Genomic DNA, 16,381 nt, shown 5'->3' on the forward strand with positions numbered 1-16,381 from the left:
CCGCCATGTTCACGCCCGACGCCCCTGCCCTGCCCGCCCGCTCGCTGCCTGGTCTGCTGCACGGTCTGGTGCAGACCCAGCCCGACACTCCGGCCATCCGCTGGCTCGACACCGCGACGGACACCCGCAGCGACTGGAGCTTTGCCCGGCTCAACGAGGTCGCCGACACGCTGGCCCGCTGCTTCATGGTGCTGGGTGTGCGCCCGGGCGACCGCGTGGCCTGGCTGGGCCTGAACCACCCGGCCCTGATTGCCGCGCTGTTCGCGCTCGGGCGTCTGGAAGCGGTGCTGGTGCCGCTGAACACGCGGCTGGCCGCGGCGGAGTGGAGCGCGGTGCTGGACGACTGCACGCCCAAGCTGCTGGTGCACGACACCTCGTTCAACGAGGCCGCCGGCGTCCTCTGCGATGGCCCTGGTCGGCCGGTCGACCTGACGCTCGACCACCTGCTCGCGTGCGCGCCGTCGACCCTGCTGCCGGAAGCGCCGGCCGAGGCGCTGGACCGCCCGGCGCTGCTGGTCTACACCTCGGGCACCACCGGCACGCCCAAGGCCGCCGTGCACACCCAGGGCAACCTGCTGGCGAACATGGCCATCGCCGCGCAGGTGCAGGGCCTGACGGCCGAGGACACGGTGCTCACCGTGCTTCCGCTGTTCCACGTGGGCGGCCTGTGCATCCAGACCCTGCCGGCGCTCTCGGTCGGCGCCACCGTGCTGCTGCACAGCCGCTTCGACCCCACGGCCACGCTGCGCGCCATTGCCGAGGAACGACCCAGCCTGACGCTGCAGGTGCCCGCCACCCTGCAGGCGCTGACTGCCCACCCCGGCTGGACCGCCACCGACCTCTCATGCCTGCGCACGGTCTGGGCCGGGTCTTCGGTGCTGCCGCCCGAGCCGCTCAAGGCCTTCATGGCGCGCGGCGTGCCGGTGAGCAATGTCTACGGCAGCACCGAGACCGGTCCGTTCTCCATTGCCCTGCCGCCGGAGCACGCCGCCACCCACCTCGGCTCCTGCGGCTGGCCGGCGCCGGGCGTGGACATCCGGCTGCTGGGCTTCGACGGCCGGCCCGCGCCCGCCGGACAGGTCGGCGAGATCGCGGTGCGCGCGCCCAACGTGGTCGCGACCTACTGGCCCGACCGGCCCGCCCTCGACGCCGACGGGTTCTTCCACAGCGGCGACCTGGCGCAGCAGGCCGCGGACGGCAGCTTCACGGTGGTTGGCCGCGCCAAGGACATGATCATTTCGGGCGGCGAGAACATCTACCCGGCCGAGATCGAAAACCTGATCGCCACCCACCCGGCGGTGGCCGAATGCAGCGTGGTCGGGCAGGCCGACGCGCGCTGGGGGGAGGTCGCGGTGGCGGTGGTGGTGCTGCGCGACGCATCGGCCGCTGCGGAGGGCTGGGACGCACCGCTGCGCGCCTTCATCGACGGCCGGCTGGCGCGCTACAAGTGGCCGCGCCGCTGGGTGCGGCTGGAGACCCTGCCGCGCACCGCGCTGGGCAAGGTCCAGAAGGCCGCGCTCAAGGCGTTGCTGGAGACGCCGCCGGCGAACTGACCCGCGTCGCCAGCCAGATCAGCACCAGCACCGGCAGCCCGAGAAAGGCCGTGGCGGTGAAGAAGGTCGGGTAGTCGTAGGCGTCGACGAAGGCGCCGGAGTAGCCCGCCAGCCACTTCGGCGCGAGCAGCATCATGGAACTGAAGAGAGCGTACTGCGTGGCCGAGTAGCTGACGTTGGTCAGGCTCGACAGGTAGGCGATGAAGGCCGCCGAGGCCACGCCCGCGCTCAGGTTGTCGGCGGAGACCACGGCAATCAGCGCGGTCACGTCGTGCCCGTGCCCGGCCAGCCAGGCGAACAGCAGGTTGCTGGCGGCCGAGAGAATGGCGCCGAGCATCAGCACCCGCATCACGCCCAGCCGCAGCGAGAGCGCACCGCCGACAAAGGCGCCCACCAGGGTCATGATCACGCCGTAGACCTTGGTGACCGCCGCCACCTCGTCCTTGGTGTAGCCCATGTCCACATAGAACGGGTTGGCCATGATGCCCATCACCACGTCGCTGATGCGGTAGACGCCGATCAGCGCCAGGATCAGCAGCGCGTGCGTGCCGTAGCGCTTCAGGAAATCGGCGAACGGCTCGACAAAGGCGCCGCGGAACCACTCGGCCGCGTTGCGGCTGGGCGGCAACGCGACCTGCGCCGGCTCGCGCGAGAACAGCACCGTGACCACCCCCACCAGCATGCTCGCCGCCATGACGAGGTAGGCAGTGGTCCAGGCGGCGTTCTGGTAGAGCGCGCCGGGCGTCGGTTTGGCGGCTTCGACAGCCCCCGCCACCGCAGCCGCCGCAGGCGCCACCTCGGCCCGCGCCGCCAGCCAGAGCACGCCGGCACCGGCCCAGATCATGGCCAGCCGGTAGCCGGTCTGGTAGGTCGCTGCCAGCGCGCCCTGGTGGGCGGCGTCGGCCGACTCGATGCGGTAGGCGTCCAGTGCGATGTCCTGCGTGGCCGAGGCGAAGGCCACCGCGAGCGCGCACCAGACCACCGTGTCCAGGTGGGCGCGCGGATCAGCGAACGCCATGCCCGTCAGCGCCACCATGATCGCGAGTTGCGACAACAGCAGCCAGCTGCGGCGGCGGCCCATGGCGCGGGTCAGCAGCGGGATCGGCAGCCGGTCGACCAGCGGCGACCAGACCCATTTGAAACCGTATGCAAGTCCGACCCAGCTCAGGTAACCGATGGTGGTGCGGTCCAGCCCCGCCTCGCGCAGGCGGAAGCTCAGCGTGCCCAGCACCAGCAGCAGCGGCAGACCAGCCGAAAACCCGAGCGCGAACATGCGCAGGCTGGCCGGTTCCAGATAGGCCTTGAGGGTTTCGCCCCAGCTGGGGCGGGGGGTGGTGGCGTGGGTGTCGGGCGACGCTGGCGTGACGGATGGCTGGTTCATGAACAGGGTGGGCGCGAGGCCAAGCGGCGGACCCGTGGCAGGCGACGGGGGCTTTGCCTATTATTGGCCCATGTGCTTTCTCTGCGACCTCAAACAGCGCTCCCCCGATGCCCCGGCCGCCGGTCCCTGGCAGGCCCGGCGGGCCTTCCTGCTCGCCGCGTCCGCGGCGGCGGCCGCACCGGCCATGGCCCAGGTCGACGTCGGCAAGGCGTCGGGCATGCGCAAGCTGGTGCCCGCCGAAACGATTGAAAAAGCCGGTGCCCAGCAGTTTGTGGCCACGGTCCAGGAGGCGAAGAAGCAGAACGCGCTGATGCCCGTGGACCACCCGCAGACCAAGCGCCTGCACGCCATCGCGAAGAAGATCATTCCGTTCACCGCCGCCTGGAACCCGCGGGCGAAGGACTGGCAGTGGCAGGTGGCGCTGATCAACAGCGACCAGATCAACGCCTTCTGCCTGCCCGGCGGCAAGATCGCCTTCTACACCGGCATCCTGAACAAGCTGCAGCTCAGCGACGACGAGACCGCAATGATCATGGGCCACGAAATGGCCCATGCGCTGCGCGAACACGCGCGAGAACGCCTGGCCAAAAGCAGCGCCACCAACCTCGGCCTGCGCCTGGGCGCCGAACTGCTGGGTCTGGGCAACCTGGGCGCGGTCGCCGCCGACATGGGTTCGCAGCTGCTGACGCTCAAGTTCAGCCGCGAAGACGAGAGCGAGGCCGATCTGGTCGGCCTGGAGCTGGCGGCGCGCGGCGCCTACCAGCCCAATGCCAGCGTCAGCCTCTGGCAGAAGATGGCCAAGGCCGGCGGCGGCAACGGCATCGCCTTCCTCTCCACCCACCCCAGCGGACCGGAGCGGATCAAGCAGCTGCAGGCGAATGTGCCGAAGGTGCAAGGGCTGTACGAGCAGGCCCGGCGCAGCTAGCATCCGCCCGTCGGCGACTGCCGACGTCCACCCGAAGGAGACACGCCATGAAAGCCTTGGTGACCGCGTCCGCCCTGCTGTTCTGCTCGGCGGCCTTTGCCCACAACTGTCCCAACGAAATGAAGGCGATCGATGCCAAGCTCGGCACCAGCCCGAGCCTGTCCGCGGCCGACATGGACAAGGTGAAGTCCTTGCGCGAGCAAGGAGAAAAGATGCACAAGGAAGGCAAGCACGACGAGTCCATGAAGGCCCTCGGCGACGCGAAGAAGCTGCTCGGCCTCTGAGCGGGCGGTGTCCGGGCCGGCCGTTCAGGCCGCCTTGACGTACGGGTTGAAACGCCGCTCCTCGCCCAGCGTGCCCTCCGGCCCGTGCCCGGGGATGAACACCGTGTCATCCCCCATGGGCCAGAGCCGGTCCCTGATGCTGGCGATCAGCTGCGCGTGATTGCCCTGCGGGAAATCGGTGCGGCCAATGCTGCCGGCAAACAGCACATCGCCGACGAAGACCCGCTGCGCCTCGGGCGAGTGGAACACCACGTGGCCCGGCGTGTGGCCCGGGCAGTGCCGCACGTGGAGCGTGCAGCGCCCGATCTGCACCGTGTCGCCGTCGGCCAGCCAGCGGGTCGGCGTGAAGTGGCCCGCCGGCGGAAAGCCGAACATCCGGCTCTGCTGCGGCAGGCCGTCGATCCAGAACTGGTCCCCCGGGTGCGGGCCGACGATGGGCAGGCCCAGCCGCTCGGCCAGTTCGGCCGTGCCGCCCGCGTGGTCGATGTGGGCGTGGGTCAGCCAGATGGCCTTGAGCTGCACACCCAGCTGCTTCGCCGCATCGATCAGCCGGTCCAGGTCGCCGCCCGGGTCGATCACGGCGGCGTCGCGGGTTTCATCGCACCAGACGATGGAGCAGTTCTGGGCAAAGGCGGTGACGGGGATGATCTGGTAGCGGAACATGGTGTGTCGGCATCGCGAAAGTCGGTGGGGCGGTGGCCAGCCCCCGGATTCTCCACCACCCTGGTCAGCCAACCAGGGAACGCGCACCCACCCAGTGCCCCTGACGGCAAAGCTGCTGCATCGTCTCCACCGCCAGCGCTGCCACCGCCTGGCAAGCGGTGGAGCGGGGAATGTGCGCCGAGCTGCACACCGCCAGCACCCGCTCCAGGGGCGGATGGTCCACCGGCGTGGCGCGCAGCAGACCCGAGTCGATGTCGGCTTGCAGGGGCATGACCGGCAGCAGCGTGCGGCCCAGGCCGGCCAGCAGCGTGGTGCGCAGGATGCTGATCGAGCTGATGTCCGCCTCGACCCGCGGTGGTGGCAAGCCTGCGGCAGCCGCCGCGGCCTCGATGATCGGGCGCACACCGTGCGGGCTGGCCGGCAGGATCAGCGGTTGCGCCAGGGCCTGCTGGAGGGTCAGCGTGCGACCGCGGCGCCCCGTCCTGGGCGCACTGGCCGGCTCGATCAGGCAGAGCTGCTCGCTCAGCACAGGGGTGACCGAAAAGCCGCCGAGCTGGCCATCGTCAAACAGCACCGCCAGCTGGATCTGGCCGGTGCGCAGCTGGCGCGACAGGTTCCCGGTCAGCTCCTCCGTCAGCTCCAGCGTCACCCGGGGAAAGCGTTGCCTCACCTCGCGCATCAGCGGCAGCGCCAAGGCGCTGGAGGCGCTGTGCGGCAGGCCGAACACCACCGGGCCTTCCGGCTCCTGGCGGGTGCTGCGGGCACTGGCCACGGCTTCCTCGGCCTGACGAAGGATCGACACGGCGTGCGGAAAGAACCGCTGCCCGGCCTCGGTCAGGCCGACCCCGCGGCGCGAGCGCTCGAACAGGCTGACACCAAGCTCCGCCTCCAGCTGCGCGAGCTGGTGGCTCAGCGCCGACTGCGCCACGAACACGCGCTCGGCCGCCTTGGTGACGCTGCCACTGTCGGCGATCGCCACGAAATAGCGCAACTGTCTGAGTTCCATCGCAAGCACCAATCCATCTGTTTTCGAGATGGTAGTGTGAATGCTCTGTATTGGACAGATGACCCTGGCCCGCGTTCAATACACCCACCCCAGCGGACCACCGTCCTGCCCGCCACAAGCGGTCAGTCAGCGCCCCACCAGGCCGGCACGGTCGTCCGCAGCACCGCTCACCGGCGGTGTGGCCCAGGGTTTTGAGCAGCGGCTCAGAGTTGGAAGTCGTATTCGATGGTGATCGGGGCGTGGTCGCTGAACTTCTCGCCCTTGTAGATCGCCTCGCTGCGCGCGGTCTCGGCGAACGCCGGGGTTGCCAGGTGGTAGTCCAGCCGCCACCCCACGTTGTTGGCATAGGCCTGGCCCCGGTTGCTCCACCATGTGTAGCAGGTGTCCGTGGTGTCTGGCTGAAGCCGGCGGTAGACGTCGATCAGCCCGCCTTCGTTCAGCAGTTTCGTCATCCAGGCGCGCTCTTCAGGCAGAAAGCCGCTGTTCTTCTGGTTGCTGCGCCAGTTCTTCAGGTCTTTTTCCTGGTGGGCGATGTTGACATCGCTGCAGATCACGAAGTCGCGCGTCTGCTTCAGCGCCATCAGGTGCGGGTACATCAGGTCCAGGAAGCGGTACTTGGCCTCCTGCCGCTCGGGACCGGACGAGCCGCTGGGAAAGTACACGCTGATGACCGAGAACTTGCGCTTGGGCGTGTCGAAGCGCAGCTCGGCCCAGCGCCCCTCGGCGTCGAATTCGCCGCCGTCAAAGCCGATGACCACGTCGCTGGGCTCGTGCCGGGTGTAGACCGCCACGCCGGAGTAGCCCTTCTTTTCCGCGAAATGGAAATGGCCCTTGAGGCCGACCATCTCCTCGAACCGACCGGCCACGTCGGCAGCCTGGGCCTTGACTTCCTGCACACAAATACAATCCGGCGAATGCCCGGCGAGCCAGGTTTCCAGCCCTTTGTTGCTGGCCGAACGGATGCCGTTGAGGTTGAGGCTGGTCAGTTTGAACAAGGATTTCCCCATGTCGTTGGATGCGGGCGCCGTGGGCGCCGGTGCAAAAAAGGATTCGCTGGCGCAGGACTTCGTGCAGTTCTGCGTGGACTCGGGCGTGTTGCGCTTTGGCGAGTTCAAGACCAAGGCCGGCCGCCTGTCGCCCTACTTCTTCAACGCCGGACTGTTCGACGACGGTGCCAAGCTCGGCCGGCTCGCGCAATTCTATGCACAGGCCCTGATCGCCAGTGGCATTGAGTTCGACATGATCTTCGGCCCCGCCTACAAGGGCATTCCGCTGGGCGCCGCCGTGGCCATCGAGCTGGCCCGCCTGGGTCGCAATGTGCCGTTTGCCTACAACCGCAAGGAAGCCAAGGACCACGGCGAGGGTGGCACGCTGGTCGGTGCGCCGCTCAAGGGGCGGGTGCTGATTGTCGACGACGTGATGAGCGCCGGCACCGCCGCGCGCGAGTCGATCGCCCTGATCCAGGCCGCCGGCGCCACCGCCCACGCCGTGGCCATCGCACTGGACCGGCAGGAAAAGGCCACCGAAAAAGCCGCCGACGGCACGGTGCGGGATGTGGACCACAGCGCCGTGCAGTATGTGCAGAACGCTCTCGGTCTCAAGGTCTGTGCCATTGCGAGGTTGGAGGATTTGCTGCAGTATCTGACGGGCCATACAGGTGCCGAACTGAACCAGCACCGGGACCGCGTGCTGGCCTACCGCGAACGCTACGGCGTTGCCTGAGGAAACGCCTTGATCCGATCTGTGCCCACCGCCGCCACCACTTGTTGCCACTGCCTGGCCGGTACGGGCATGCTGTTGCTGGCCCTGACGGCCCCGCTGGCCGTGGCCCAGGAAAAGAACAGCGGCGGCATCTACAGCTGTGTGGACAGCAAAGGACGACGCCTCACCTCGGACCGCCCCATCGTTGACTGCCTGGACCGGGAACAGAAGGAACTGGGCGCCTCGGGCACGGTCCGGCGGGTCGTGCCGCCCAGCTACACGGCCGAAGAGAGAGCCCGACTCGAAGAACAGCGCCGTGCGGAAGAACTGGAGCGCTCGCGGATCGCCGAAGAGCGGCGGCGCGAGCGGGCCCTGCTGATCCGCTACCCCAACCAGGCCATGCACGACAAGGAGCGCGCCGAAGCGCTCAAGCAGATCGACGAGGTCATCGAAGCGGTGAAAAAGCGCGTGACCGAACTGGGCAGGCAGCGCCAGGAGATCGACCAAGAGCTGGAGTTCTATCAGGGCGACCCCAAGAAGGCGCCGCCCTGGCTGCAGCGCAAACTGGAAGACAACGCCCAGCAGGTGCAGGTGCAGAACCGCTTCCTGAGCGACCAGAACCTGGAGAAGCAGCGAATCAACGCCCGGTTCGACGAAGAGCTCGCCAAGCTGCGCACGCTCTGGGTGAAACGATAACCCCCCTGCGCCGCTGAAGCGGCTTCCCCCCTGAGGGGACAACGCCTGTGGCCCGGCGAAGCCGGTTCCACGGCGTTCACTTGAAGCAGGCACGCGCTGCGGACGCGCACCATCCGGTCGGGACGCGTTGACCCGCTCAACCCAGCTTTTGCTTGAGCAGCTCGTTGGCCTGCTGCGGGTTGGCCTTGCCCTTGCTGGCCTTCATGACCAGGCCCACCAGCGCGTTGAAGGCCTTGTCCTTGCCGGCGCGGAACTGCTCGACCATGGGGGCGTTGGCGGCCATCACCTCGTCGATGATCTTCTCCAGCGCGCCAGAGTCGTTCATCTGCTTGAGGCCCTTGGCTTCGATGACGGTGTCCACGTCCTGGCCTTCGCCTGCCCACAACGCGTCCATCACCTGCTTGGCGGCGTTGTTCGACACCGTGCCATCGGCGATGCGTTTGAGCAGCGCGGCCAGCGTGTCGGCGCTCACCGGCACCTGGGCGATGTCCTTCTCTTCGTTGTTCAGCCGGCGCGAGACCTCGCCCATGATCCAGTTGCTCGCCATCTTGGCCTGACCGGATGCCTTGGCCGCGGTCTCGAAATACGCCGCCATCGCCGGGCTCTGCGTCAGCGTGGTGGCGTCGTATTCCGGCAGGCCGTAGTCGGCCACCAGGCGCTCGGCCATCTGGCGCGGCAGCTCTGGCATGCTGGCCTTCACCTCATCGACCCACGAACGCGCGATCACCAGCGGCGGCAGGTCGGGGTCAGGAAAGTAGCGGTAGTCCGCCGCGTCTTCCTTGGTGCGCATGGCGCGGGTTTCGCCCGTGTCGGGATCGAACAGCACCGTGGCCTGCTGGATGGCGTGGCCATCCTCGATCTGCTCGATCTGCCAGCGCACCTCGTAGTCGATGGCCTGCTGCATGAACTTGAACGAGTTCAGGTTCTTGATCTCGCGGCGCGTGCCCAGCGGCGCGCCCGGCTTGCGCACCGAGACGTTGGCGTCGCAGCGGAACGAACCTTCCTGCATGTTGCCGTCGCAGATGCCGATCCAGGTCACGATCTTGTGCAGCTCCTTGGCGTAGGCCACAGCCTCGGCGCTGGAGCGGATGTCGGGCTCGGTCACGATCTCCAGCAGCGGCGTGCCGGCGCGGTTGAGGTCGATGCCCGACTGGCCGATGAAGTCCTCGTGCAGGCTCTTGCCCGCGTCCTCTTCCAGGTGGGCGCGCACCAGGCGCACGGTCTTCTTCTCGTCGCCGAGGAAAAAACTCACCTCGCCACCCTGCACCACCGGGATCTCGAACTGGCTGATCTGGTAGCCCTTGGGCAGGTCGGGGTAGAAGTAGTTCTTGCGCGCGAACACGCTCTGTTCGGCGATGTGCGAGCCCAGCGCCAGACCGAGGCGGATGGCGTGTGCCACCGCTTCGCGGTTCATCACCGGCAGCGTGCCCGGCAGCGCCAGGTCCACCGCGCAGGCCTGGGTGTTCGGCTCGGCACCGAAGGCCGTGGGCGCGCGGCTGAAGATCTTGCTGTTCGTGGCCAGCTGGGCGTGGGTCTCGAAGCCGATCACGACTTCGTAACCTTGCACCAGCAGGGAAGCTTGTTTCTGGTTGCTCATGTTCAGAAGCCCTCCGGCGTTTTCGTGTGCCAGTCGGTGGCCTCCTGGAAAGCGTGCGCGGTTTGCAGTAGCGCGGCTTCCTGGAAGTAGTTGCCGATCAGCTGCAGGCCCACAGGCAGTTGGCCCGAACCGAAGCCCGCCGGCACGCTCATGCCGGGCAGGCCGGCCAGCGAGGCCGGCAGCGTGAAGATGTCGGCCAGGTAGTTGGCGACCGGGTCGTCGCTTTTCTCGCCGATCTTCCAGGCGGTGGTGGGCGCGGCCGGGCCGGCGATCACGTCGCATTGGGTGAAGGCGTTCTGGAAGTCCTGCGCGATCAGGCGACGGATCTGTTGCGCCTTGAGGTAATAGGCATCGTAGTAGCCGTGGCTCAGCACGTAGGTGCCGATCATGATGCGCCGCTGCACCTCGGGACCGAAGCCCTCGCTGCGCGACTTCTTGTACATGTCGATCAGGTCGTCGTACTGCGCAGCGCGGTGGCCGAACTTCACGCCGTCGAAACGGCTGAGGTTGGACGAGGCCTCGGCCGGCGCGATGATGTAGTAGACCGGGATCGACAGTTCGGTGCGCGGCAGCGAGATGTCCACCAGCGTGGCGCCGAGCTTCTCGTACTCGCTCAGCGCGGCACGCACGGCGGCCACCACATCGGGCGCACAGCCTTCGCCGAAAAACTCCTTGGGCAGACCGATGCGCAGGCCCTTGAGCGGCTGGGCGGCGCTGGCCCCTTCGCGCGGGGTGCCCAGCAGGCGCGTGTAGTCCTCGGCCGGGTGGTCCAGGCTGGTGGAATCGCGGTCGATGTCCGGACCGGCCATGGCCGTCAGCAGCGTGGCGCAGTCGGCGGCACTGCGCGCCATCGGGCCGGCCTGGTCCAGGCTGGAGGCGAAGGCGATCATGCCGTAGCGCGAGCAGCGCCCATAGGTGGGCTTGATGCCGGTGACGTTGCAGAAGCTCGCAGGCTGGCGGATGGAGCCGCCGGTGTCGGTGCCGGTGACAGCGGGCGCCAGGCGCGCGGCCACGGCCACGGCCGAACCACCGGATGAGCCACCGGGCACACGCGCGGTGTCCCAGGGATTGCGGGCCACGCCGTAGGCGGAGTTCTCGTTGCTGCCACCCATGGCGAACTCGTCGCAGTTGAGCTTGCCCAGGGTCACGGCGCCGGCCTTGGCGAGGTTGGCAACCACGGTGGCGTCGAAGGGGCTCTGGTAGCCCTCCAGCATCTTGCTGCCCGCGGTGCTGGGGAAGCCCTGTGTGACGAAGATGTCCTTGTGCGCCAGCGGCACGCCCAGCAGCGGGCCGCGTTCGCCGGCTGCGATGCGCGCGTCGGCGGCTTTGGCCTGTGACAGGGTCAGGTCTTCGTTGAAAGCCAGGTAGGCCCCCAGGTTCTCATGCTGTTTCGCGCGCGCCAGCAGGGTCTGCGCGGCTTCAACGGCGGAAGTCTTCTTGTCGGCGATGGCAGCGGCCAGTTCGGCCACGCCCATCTCGTGGATCTGCTTCGAGCTCATTCGATCACCTTGGGCACGAGGAACAGGCCGCGCTCGACGGCGGGCGCGCTTTGCTGGTTGGCCTCGCGGTTGTTGGGTTCGCTGGCCACGTCGGGCCGCAGACGCAGGCTGACGTGGTCGATGACGGCGGTCGGGTGGGCCAGCGGCTCGACGCCGGTGGTGTCCACCGCCTTCATCTGCTCGACGATGTCGAAGAAGCCGTTGAGCTGGGTGAGCATGCGCTCGGCCTGGGCCGGGGGCATTTCCAGCCGGGCCAGGTTGGCGATGCGGCCGATGTCGGTCAGGGTCAGGGACATGACGGGGAATTCCGGGACGGTCAGTCGAAAGAAATCAGGCCCGGGCGAACCGCAAGGCGGCTGAAACGGCCTGTAAAGGAGATGATTTCGCCCCCGTTGCGCGCAGTTATGCACAGGGGATACGGTATTATCCAAGGTTTGGCGACCCCGACCGCCCATCGGGCCGTTTTTGTCGCTGAATCAAGGACTTAACCGGATTTCCTCCGACCCGCACCCGGCGGCGGCCACACGAAGCGGCGGTCGCGCCCCACAGGATTTTTCGCACCATGTTTGAAGCGTTCCGTCGGAGTTTCTCGACCGACCTGGCCATTGACCTTGGCACCGCCAACACCCTGATCTACGTTCGCGGCAAGGGCATCGTCCTTGACGAACCTTCTGTGGTCTCGATCCGCCACGAAGGCGGCCCCCAGGGCAAGAAGACCATCCAGGCCGTGGGCCACGAAGCCAAGGCCATGCTGGGCAAGGTGCCCGGCAACATCGAGGCCATCCGCCCGATGAAGGACGGCGTGATCGCCGACTTCACCGTCACCGAGCAGATGCTCAAGCAGTTCATCAAGATGGTGCACCCACGCTCGATGTTCAAGCCGAGCCCGCGCATCATCATCTGCGTGCCCTGTGGTTCGACCCAGGTTGAGCGCCGCGCCATCCGCGAATCCGCCCTGGGTGCCGGTGCCTCCGAGGTCTACCTGATCGAAGAACCCATGGCCGCGGCCATCGGCGCCGGCCTGCCGGTCTCCGACGCTTCGGGCTCCATGGTGGTCGACATCGGCGGCGGCACCACCGAAGTCGGCGTGATCTCGCTGGGCGGCATGGTCTACAAGGGCAGCGTGCGCGTGGGCGGTGACCGCTTCGACGACGCCATCATCGCCTACATCCGCCGCAACTACGGCATGCTGATCGGCGAACCCACCGCCGAAGCGATCAAGAAAAACATCGGCTCGGCCTTCCCGGGCAGCGAAGTCAAGGAAATGGAAGTCAAGGGCCGCAACCTCTCCGAGGGCGTGCCGCGCAGCTTCACCATCTCCAGCAACGAAATCCTCGAAGCACTGACCGACCCGCTCAACAACATCGTCTCGGCGGTCAAGATGGGCCTGGAGCAGACCCCCCCCGAGCTCGGCGCCGACATCGCCGAGCGCGGCATGATGCTCACCGGCGGTGGCGCCCTGCTGCGCGACCTGGACCGCCTGCTGGCCGAAGAAACCGGCCTGCCGGTGCTGGTGGCCGAAGAGCCGCTGACCTGCGTGGTGCGCGGCTGCGGCATGGCGCTGGAGCGCATGGAGCGCCTGGGCACCATCTTCACTAGCGAATAAGCGCGCGCCGGATCACCGGCCCCATCGAGAGCCCATACCGCCATGCCACTGGGCACCCTGGACCGCACCCCGCCCCCGTTTTTCAAACAGGGGCCGTCGGCCCTGTCCAAGCTCATGGTGTTCAGCGCGGTCGCGCTGTTCCTGATGGTCGCGGACACCCGTTTCCAGATCACCATGCCGCTGCGCGCGGCGCTCGCCACGGCCCTGTACCCGGTGCAGTGGCTGGTGATGCAGCCGGTGGACGCCGCCCGCCAGGCCGGCGGCTACTTCACCAGCCTGCACGCCGCCGAGCAGGTGGCGTCCGACGCGCGCACGCAACTCGCGACCCAGGCCGAGCGAGCGCTGCAGGTCGAGCAACTGACCCTGGAGAACCAGCGCCTGCGCGAACTGCTGGTGATGCGCGAGCGCATCACCACGCCCGCCACCGGCGCACAGGTGCTCTACGACGCCGCCGACCCCTATTCGCGCAAGGTGGTCATCGACCGCGGCCAGACCCATGGCATCGTGCCGGGCTCGCCCGTGATCGACGACAGCGGCGTGCTGGGCCAGGTCACACGTGTGTACCCCCTGGTGTCCGAGGTCACGATGCTGATCGACCGCGACCAGGCCATCCCGGTGCTCAACACCCGCACTGGTGTGCGCAGTGTGGTCTATGGTCAGCCCGGCGAAGACGGCGATGGGCTGGAGCTGCGCTACACGCTGGCCAACGCCGACATCAACGAGGGCGACCTCCTGACCACCAGCGGCGTCGACGGGGTCTACCCGGCGGGCCTGCCGGTGGGGCGCATCACCAAGGTCGAACGCCGCGCCGAGTCCTCGTTCACCCGCATCAACTGCGCGCCGGTGGCCCGCATGCAGGGGGTGCTGCATGTGCTGGTGCTCACGCCCGTGGGGCAGTCGCTGCCCGCGCCGCCAGCAGGCCCGGCCGCTGCCGGCAAGGGAGCGCCCCCGGTCGCGGCCACCCCATCCGACCGCGGGAGGTCGCCATGATCATGCGCCCCGGGCAGCAGCTGCTGCTGCCGGCCAACCCGGTGTTCATCTGGAGCAGCCTGATCGGTGCGCTGCTGATCAACATCCTCATGAACATGGGCCTGTGGGGCCGCGCCGCCTGGACGCCGGACCTGCTGGTCGTGGCCCTGGTGTTCTGGAGCGTGCACCAGCCGCTGCGCATCGGTGTGGGCACGGCCTTCTTCTTCGGTCTGGTGATCGACGTGCACCAGGGCGCCCTGCTGGGCCAGCACGCCCTGGCCTACACCGTGCTCGGCTACTTCGCGGTGTTCATGCACCGGCGCCTGCTGTGGTTCGACGTGCCGACGCAGGCGGTGCAGGTGCTGCCGCTGTTCTTCGCGGTGCACGCGCTGGAGTGGCTGGTGCGGCTGATCGCCGGCGACGGCTTTCCGAGCTGGAGCCACCTGCTGGCGCCGGTGATCGAAGCCGCGCTGTGGCCAGTGGCCTCGGTGCTGCTGCTGGCGCCACAGCGCCGCGCACCGGACCCGGACGATAACCGCCCCCTCTGACATGACCGAACTTCGCAATGTCGAAGCCGACCTGGCGCAGTTCCGCACCCGGGTGGTGGTGGCGGGGCTGGCGGTGCTGTTTGCGTTCGGCCTGCTGGCCGCGCGCATGGTCTACCTGCAGGTGCTGCGCCACGACGAGCTCGACGCCCAGGCCGAGAGCAACCGCACCGCGGTGCTGCCGGTGGTGCCCAACCGCGGGCAAATCCTGGACCGGCACGGCCGCGTGCTGGCCACCAACTTCTCGGCCTACACACTGGAGATCACCCCTTCCAAGGTCGAGGACCTGGACAGCACGATCGAGGCGCTGGGCGAGCTGGTCGACATCCAGCCGCGCGACAAGCGGCGCTTCCGCAAGCTGCTCGAAGAATCGCGGCGCTTCGATTCGCTGCCCATCCGCACCCGCCTGACCGACGACGAGGTCGCCCGCTTCACCGCACAGCGCTACCGTTTTCCCGGGGTGGATGTGCGCGCTCGCCTGATCCGCCACTACCCCCATGGCGAGGTCGCCAGCCATGTGATCGGCTACATCGGCCGCATCAACCAGCGGGAGAAGGAAAGCATCGATGAATGGCCGGAAGAGGACCAGGCCAACTACCGCGGCACCGACCACATCGGCAAGCTGGGCACCGAGCAGCAGTACGAGCGCGAGCTGCACGGCGTCACCGGTTTCGACCGCGTCGAGACCTCGGCCGGGGGCCGCGCGGTGCGCTCGCTGGCCAACACGCCGGCCACCCCGGGCAACACTGTGGTCCTGTCGATCGACATCAAGCTGCAGAAGCTGGTGGAGGACATGTTCGGCGAGCGCCGTGGCGCGCTGGTGGCCATCGACCCGCGCAACGGCGAGGTGCTGGCCTTCGTCTCCAAACCGACCTTCGACCCCAACCTGTTCGTCGAAGGCATCGACTCGGAAAGCTGGAAAGCGCTCAACGAGTCGCTGGACAAGCCCCTGCTCAACCGCGCCCTGCGCGGCACCTACCCGCCCGGCTCCACCTACAAGCCCTTCATGGCCCTGGGCGCTCTGGAAACCGGCACCCGCAGCGCGAGCTCCGTCATCAACGACCCGGGCTACTGGATGTTCGGCAACCACCGCTTCCGCAGCCACGGCGACGGCGGCCTGGGCGCGGTCGACATGCACCGCAGCATCGTCAAATCAAGCAACGTCTACTACTACTCGCTGGCCAACGAGATGGGCGTGGAGGCCATGCACGACTTCATGGCGCCGCTGGGCTTCGGCCAGATCACCGGCATCGACCTCAAGGGCGAGGTGCGCGGCGTGCTGCCCAACCAGGAGTGGAAGCGCAAGACCTACAAGCGGCCCGAGCAGCAGAAGTGGTACCCGGGCGAAACCATCTCGCTGGGCATCGGCCAGGGCTACAACAACTTCACCATGCTGCAGCTGGCCCACGCCATGGCCACGCTGGCGGGCGGCGGCATCAAGCGCACGCCCCACCTGACGCTGGCCACCGAGAACGTGCTGACGCGCGAGCGCACGCCCCTGCCCACGCCCGCCGAAGTCAACCTGGGGTTCAAGCGCCAGAACATCGACACCGTGCTGCGCGCCATGCACGGTGTCACTGTCGAAGGCACGTCGACGCGGGTGTTCGCCGGTGCCGGCTACCTCAGCGGTGGCAAGACCGGCACGGCCCAGGCGGTGACCATTGGCCAGAAGGACCGCTACGACGCCCGCAAACTCGAAGAACACCAGCGCGACCACTCGCTCTACCTGGCCTTCGCGCCCCTGGAGAACCCCACCGTGGCGCTGGCCGTGGTGGTCGAGAACGCAGGCTTCGGCGCGGCCGCTGCGGCGCCGATCGCGCGGCGCGTGTTCGACTACCTGCTGATGGACCAGTACCCGAACCCGCAGGACCTGGCCGCGGTGCAGAAGGGAGAAGCCGGCCCGCCCATCGGCACGCCGCTCAAGGCCAGCGAGGTGCCCTGGGACAGCCCCTGAGG

General features: G+C 68.1%; 16 protein-coding genes. 9 read left to right on the forward strand and 7 right to left on the reverse strand.

Going from position 1 to position 16,381, the window contains the following annotated elements:
• Positions 1-5: 5 nt before the first annotated feature.
• The gene (locus tag DD542_RS11785; RefSeq protein ID WP_127805798.1) at positions 6-1,553 is read left to right on the forward strand and encodes an AMP-binding protein; all 1,548 of its coding nucleotides are present in this window, start codon (positions 6-8) and stop codon (positions 1,551-1,553) included.
• Here the strand turns inward: DD542_RS11785 and DD542_RS11790 are convergent.
• Positions 1,519-2,934, reverse strand: coding sequence for an MFS transporter (locus DD542_RS11790; protein ID WP_127805799.1), 1,416 nt, complete (start codon positions 2,932-2,934; stop codon positions 1,519-1,521). The genes DD542_RS11785 and DD542_RS11790 overlap by 35 nt on opposite strands.
• A gap of 70 nt (positions 2,935-3,004) precedes the next feature.
• On the opposite strand from DD542_RS11790, the gene DD542_RS11795 reads away from it, so the two are divergent.
• Both DD542_RS11795 and DD542_RS11800 read left to right on the forward strand, forming a co-directional pair.
• Positions 3,005-3,859: a M48 family metallopeptidase gene (locus tag DD542_RS11795; protein WP_127805800.1), complete on the forward strand. Its 855-nt coding sequence runs from the start codon at positions 3,005-3,007 to the stop codon at positions 3,857-3,859.
• 47 nt (positions 3,860-3,906) lie between these two features.
• Positions 3,907-4,143, forward strand: a complete 237-nt coding sequence (locus tag DD542_RS11800) for a hypothetical protein (RefSeq protein WP_127805801.1) — start codon at positions 3,907-3,909, stop codon at positions 4,141-4,143.
• A gap of 24 nt (positions 4,144-4,167) precedes the next feature.
• Here the strand turns inward: DD542_RS11800 and DD542_RS11805 are convergent, their stop codons facing one another.
• The 3 genes from DD542_RS11805 to DD542_RS11815 form a co-directional block, all read right to left on the reverse strand.
• On the reverse strand, positions 4,168-4,806 hold the full coding sequence (locus tag DD542_RS11805) for an MBL fold metallo-hydrolase (protein ID WP_127805802.1): 639 nt from the start codon (positions 4,804-4,806) through the stop codon (positions 4,168-4,170).
• Between the two features lie 64 nt (positions 4,807-4,870).
• Positions 4,871-5,812, reverse strand: coding sequence for a LysR substrate-binding domain-containing protein (locus DD542_RS11810; protein ID WP_127805803.1), 942 nt, complete (start codon positions 5,810-5,812; stop codon positions 4,871-4,873).
• 203 nt (positions 5,813-6,015) lie between these two features.
• Positions 6,016-6,807, reverse strand: coding sequence for an exodeoxyribonuclease III (locus tag DD542_RS11815; RefSeq protein WP_127805804.1), 792 nt, complete (start codon positions 6,805-6,807; stop codon positions 6,016-6,018).
• 10 nt (positions 6,808-6,817) lie between these two features.
• On the opposite strand from DD542_RS11815, the gene pyrE reads away from it, so the two are divergent.
• Both pyrE and DD542_RS11825 read left to right on the forward strand, forming a co-directional pair.
• On the forward strand, positions 6,818-7,534 hold the full coding sequence (pyrE, locus tag DD542_RS11820; RefSeq protein ID WP_127805805.1) for an orotate phosphoribosyltransferase: 717 nt from the start codon (positions 6,818-6,820) through the stop codon (positions 7,532-7,534).
• Between the two features lie 69 nt (positions 7,535-7,603).
• Positions 7,604-8,209: a hypothetical protein gene (locus DD542_RS11825; RefSeq protein WP_066159942.1), complete on the forward strand. Its 606-nt coding sequence runs from the start codon at positions 7,604-7,606 to the stop codon at positions 8,207-8,209.
• Between the two features lie 136 nt (positions 8,210-8,345).
• On the opposite strand, the gene gatB is transcribed toward DD542_RS11825, so the two are convergent.
• Genes gatB through gatC form a run of 3 tightly spaced genes read right to left on the reverse strand, consistent with a single transcriptional unit; the run spans position 8,346 to position 11,601 of the window.
• Entirely contained in the window at positions 8,346-9,806 is a 1,461-nt protein-coding gene (gatB, locus tag DD542_RS11830; protein WP_127805806.1) for an Asp-tRNA(Asn)/Glu-tRNA(Gln) amidotransferase subunit GatB, read from the reverse strand.
• 2 nt (positions 9,807-9,808) lie between these two features.
• Positions 9,809-11,305, reverse strand: a complete 1,497-nt coding sequence (gene gatA / locus DD542_RS11835) for an Asp-tRNA(Asn)/Glu-tRNA(Gln) amidotransferase subunit GatA (RefSeq protein ID WP_127805807.1) — start codon at positions 11,303-11,305, stop codon at positions 9,809-9,811.
• Positions 11,302-11,601, reverse strand: a complete 300-nt coding sequence (gene gatC / locus DD542_RS11840) for an Asp-tRNA(Asn)/Glu-tRNA(Gln) amidotransferase subunit GatC (RefSeq protein ID WP_127805808.1) — start codon at positions 11,599-11,601, stop codon at positions 11,302-11,304. The genes gatA and gatC overlap by 4 nt, the downstream gene beginning before the upstream one ends.
• 266 nt (positions 11,602-11,867) lie before the next feature.
• Here gatC and DD542_RS11845 point away from each other — a divergent pair, with 266 nt between their 5' ends.
• From DD542_RS11845 to mrdA, 4 genes are read left to right on the forward strand one after another with little or no spacing between them, the layout of a single operon-like run.
• Positions 11,868-12,911, forward strand: a complete 1,044-nt coding sequence (locus DD542_RS11845) for a rod shape-determining protein (protein ID WP_066159930.1) — start codon at positions 11,868-11,870, stop codon at positions 12,909-12,911.
• A 42-nt stretch (positions 12,912-12,953) separates the two neighbouring features.
• Positions 12,954-13,901 carry a rod shape-determining protein MreC gene (gene mreC, locus DD542_RS11850; RefSeq protein ID WP_066159927.1) on the forward strand — a complete coding sequence of 316 codons (948 nt, stop codon included), beginning with the start codon at positions 12,954-12,956 and terminating at the stop codon, positions 13,899-13,901.
• Positions 13,898-14,428: a rod shape-determining protein MreD gene (mreD, locus tag DD542_RS11855; protein ID WP_066159924.1), complete on the forward strand. Its 531-nt coding sequence runs from the start codon at positions 13,898-13,900 to the stop codon at positions 14,426-14,428. Before mreC ends, mreD begins: the two co-directional genes overlap by 4 nt.
• A gap of 1 nt (position 14,429) precedes the next feature.
• A complete protein-coding gene (gene mrdA, locus DD542_RS11860; protein WP_127805809.1) occupies positions 14,430-16,379 on the forward strand; it encodes a penicillin-binding protein 2 in 1,950 nt (649 codons plus the stop codon).
• The last annotated feature ends 2 nt before the right edge of the window (positions 16,380-16,381 follow it).

This window comes from Hydrogenophaga sp. NH-16 (assembly GCF_004006415.1).
GTDB classification, from domain to species: Bacteria; Pseudomonadota; Gammaproteobacteria; order Burkholderiales; family Burkholderiaceae_C; genus Hydrogenophaga; species Hydrogenophaga pseudoflava.

Excerpts from the sequence above, each read along its gene's own strand:
- DD542_RS11785 (WP_127805798.1), top strand. The coding sequence starts at position 6 with ATGTTCACGCCCGACGCCCCTGCCCTGCCCGCCCGCTCGCTGCCTGGT.
- DD542_RS11790 (WP_127805799.1), bottom strand. The coding sequence starts at position 2,934 with ATGAACCAGCCATCCGTCACGCCAGCGTCGCCCGACACCCACGCCACC.
- DD542_RS11795 (WP_127805800.1), top strand. The coding sequence starts at position 3,005 with ATGTGCTTTCTCTGCGACCTCAAACAGCGCTCCCCCGATGCCCCGGCC.
- DD542_RS11800 (WP_127805801.1), top strand. The coding sequence starts at position 3,907 with ATGAAAGCCTTGGTGACCGCGTCCGCCCTGCTGTTCTGCTCGGCGGCC.
- DD542_RS11805 (WP_127805802.1), bottom strand. The coding sequence starts at position 4,806 with ATGTTCCGCTACCAGATCATCCCCGTCACCGCCTTTGCCCAGAACTGC.
- DD542_RS11810 (WP_127805803.1), bottom strand. The coding sequence starts at position 5,812 with ATGGAACTCAGACAGTTGCGCTATTTCGTGGCGATCGCCGACAGTGGC.
- pyrE (WP_127805805.1), top strand. The coding sequence starts at position 6,818 with ATGTCGTTGGATGCGGGCGCCGTGGGCGCCGGTGCAAAAAAGGATTCG.
- DD542_RS11825 (WP_066159942.1), top strand. The coding sequence starts at position 7,604 with ATGCTGTTGCTGGCCCTGACGGCCCCGCTGGCCGTGGCCCAGGAAAAG.
- gatB (WP_127805806.1), bottom strand. The coding sequence starts at position 9,806 with ATGAGCAACCAGAAACAAGCTTCCCTGCTGGTGCAAGGTTACGAAGTC.
- gatA (WP_127805807.1), bottom strand. The coding sequence starts at position 11,305 with ATGAGCTCGAAGCAGATCCACGAGATGGGCGTGGCCGAACTGGCCGCT.
- gatC (WP_127805808.1), bottom strand. The coding sequence starts at position 11,601 with ATGTCCCTGACCCTGACCGACATCGGCCGCATCGCCAACCTGGCCCGG.
- DD542_RS11845 (WP_066159930.1), top strand. The coding sequence starts at position 11,868 with ATGTTTGAAGCGTTCCGTCGGAGTTTCTCGACCGACCTGGCCATTGAC.
- mreC (WP_066159927.1), top strand. The coding sequence starts at position 12,954 with ATGCCACTGGGCACCCTGGACCGCACCCCGCCCCCGTTTTTCAAACAG.
- mreD (WP_066159924.1), top strand. The coding sequence starts at position 13,898 with ATGATCATGCGCCCCGGGCAGCAGCTGCTGCTGCCGGCCAACCCGGTG.
- mrdA (WP_127805809.1), top strand. The coding sequence starts at position 14,430 with ATGACCGAACTTCGCAATGTCGAAGCCGACCTGGCGCAGTTCCGCACC.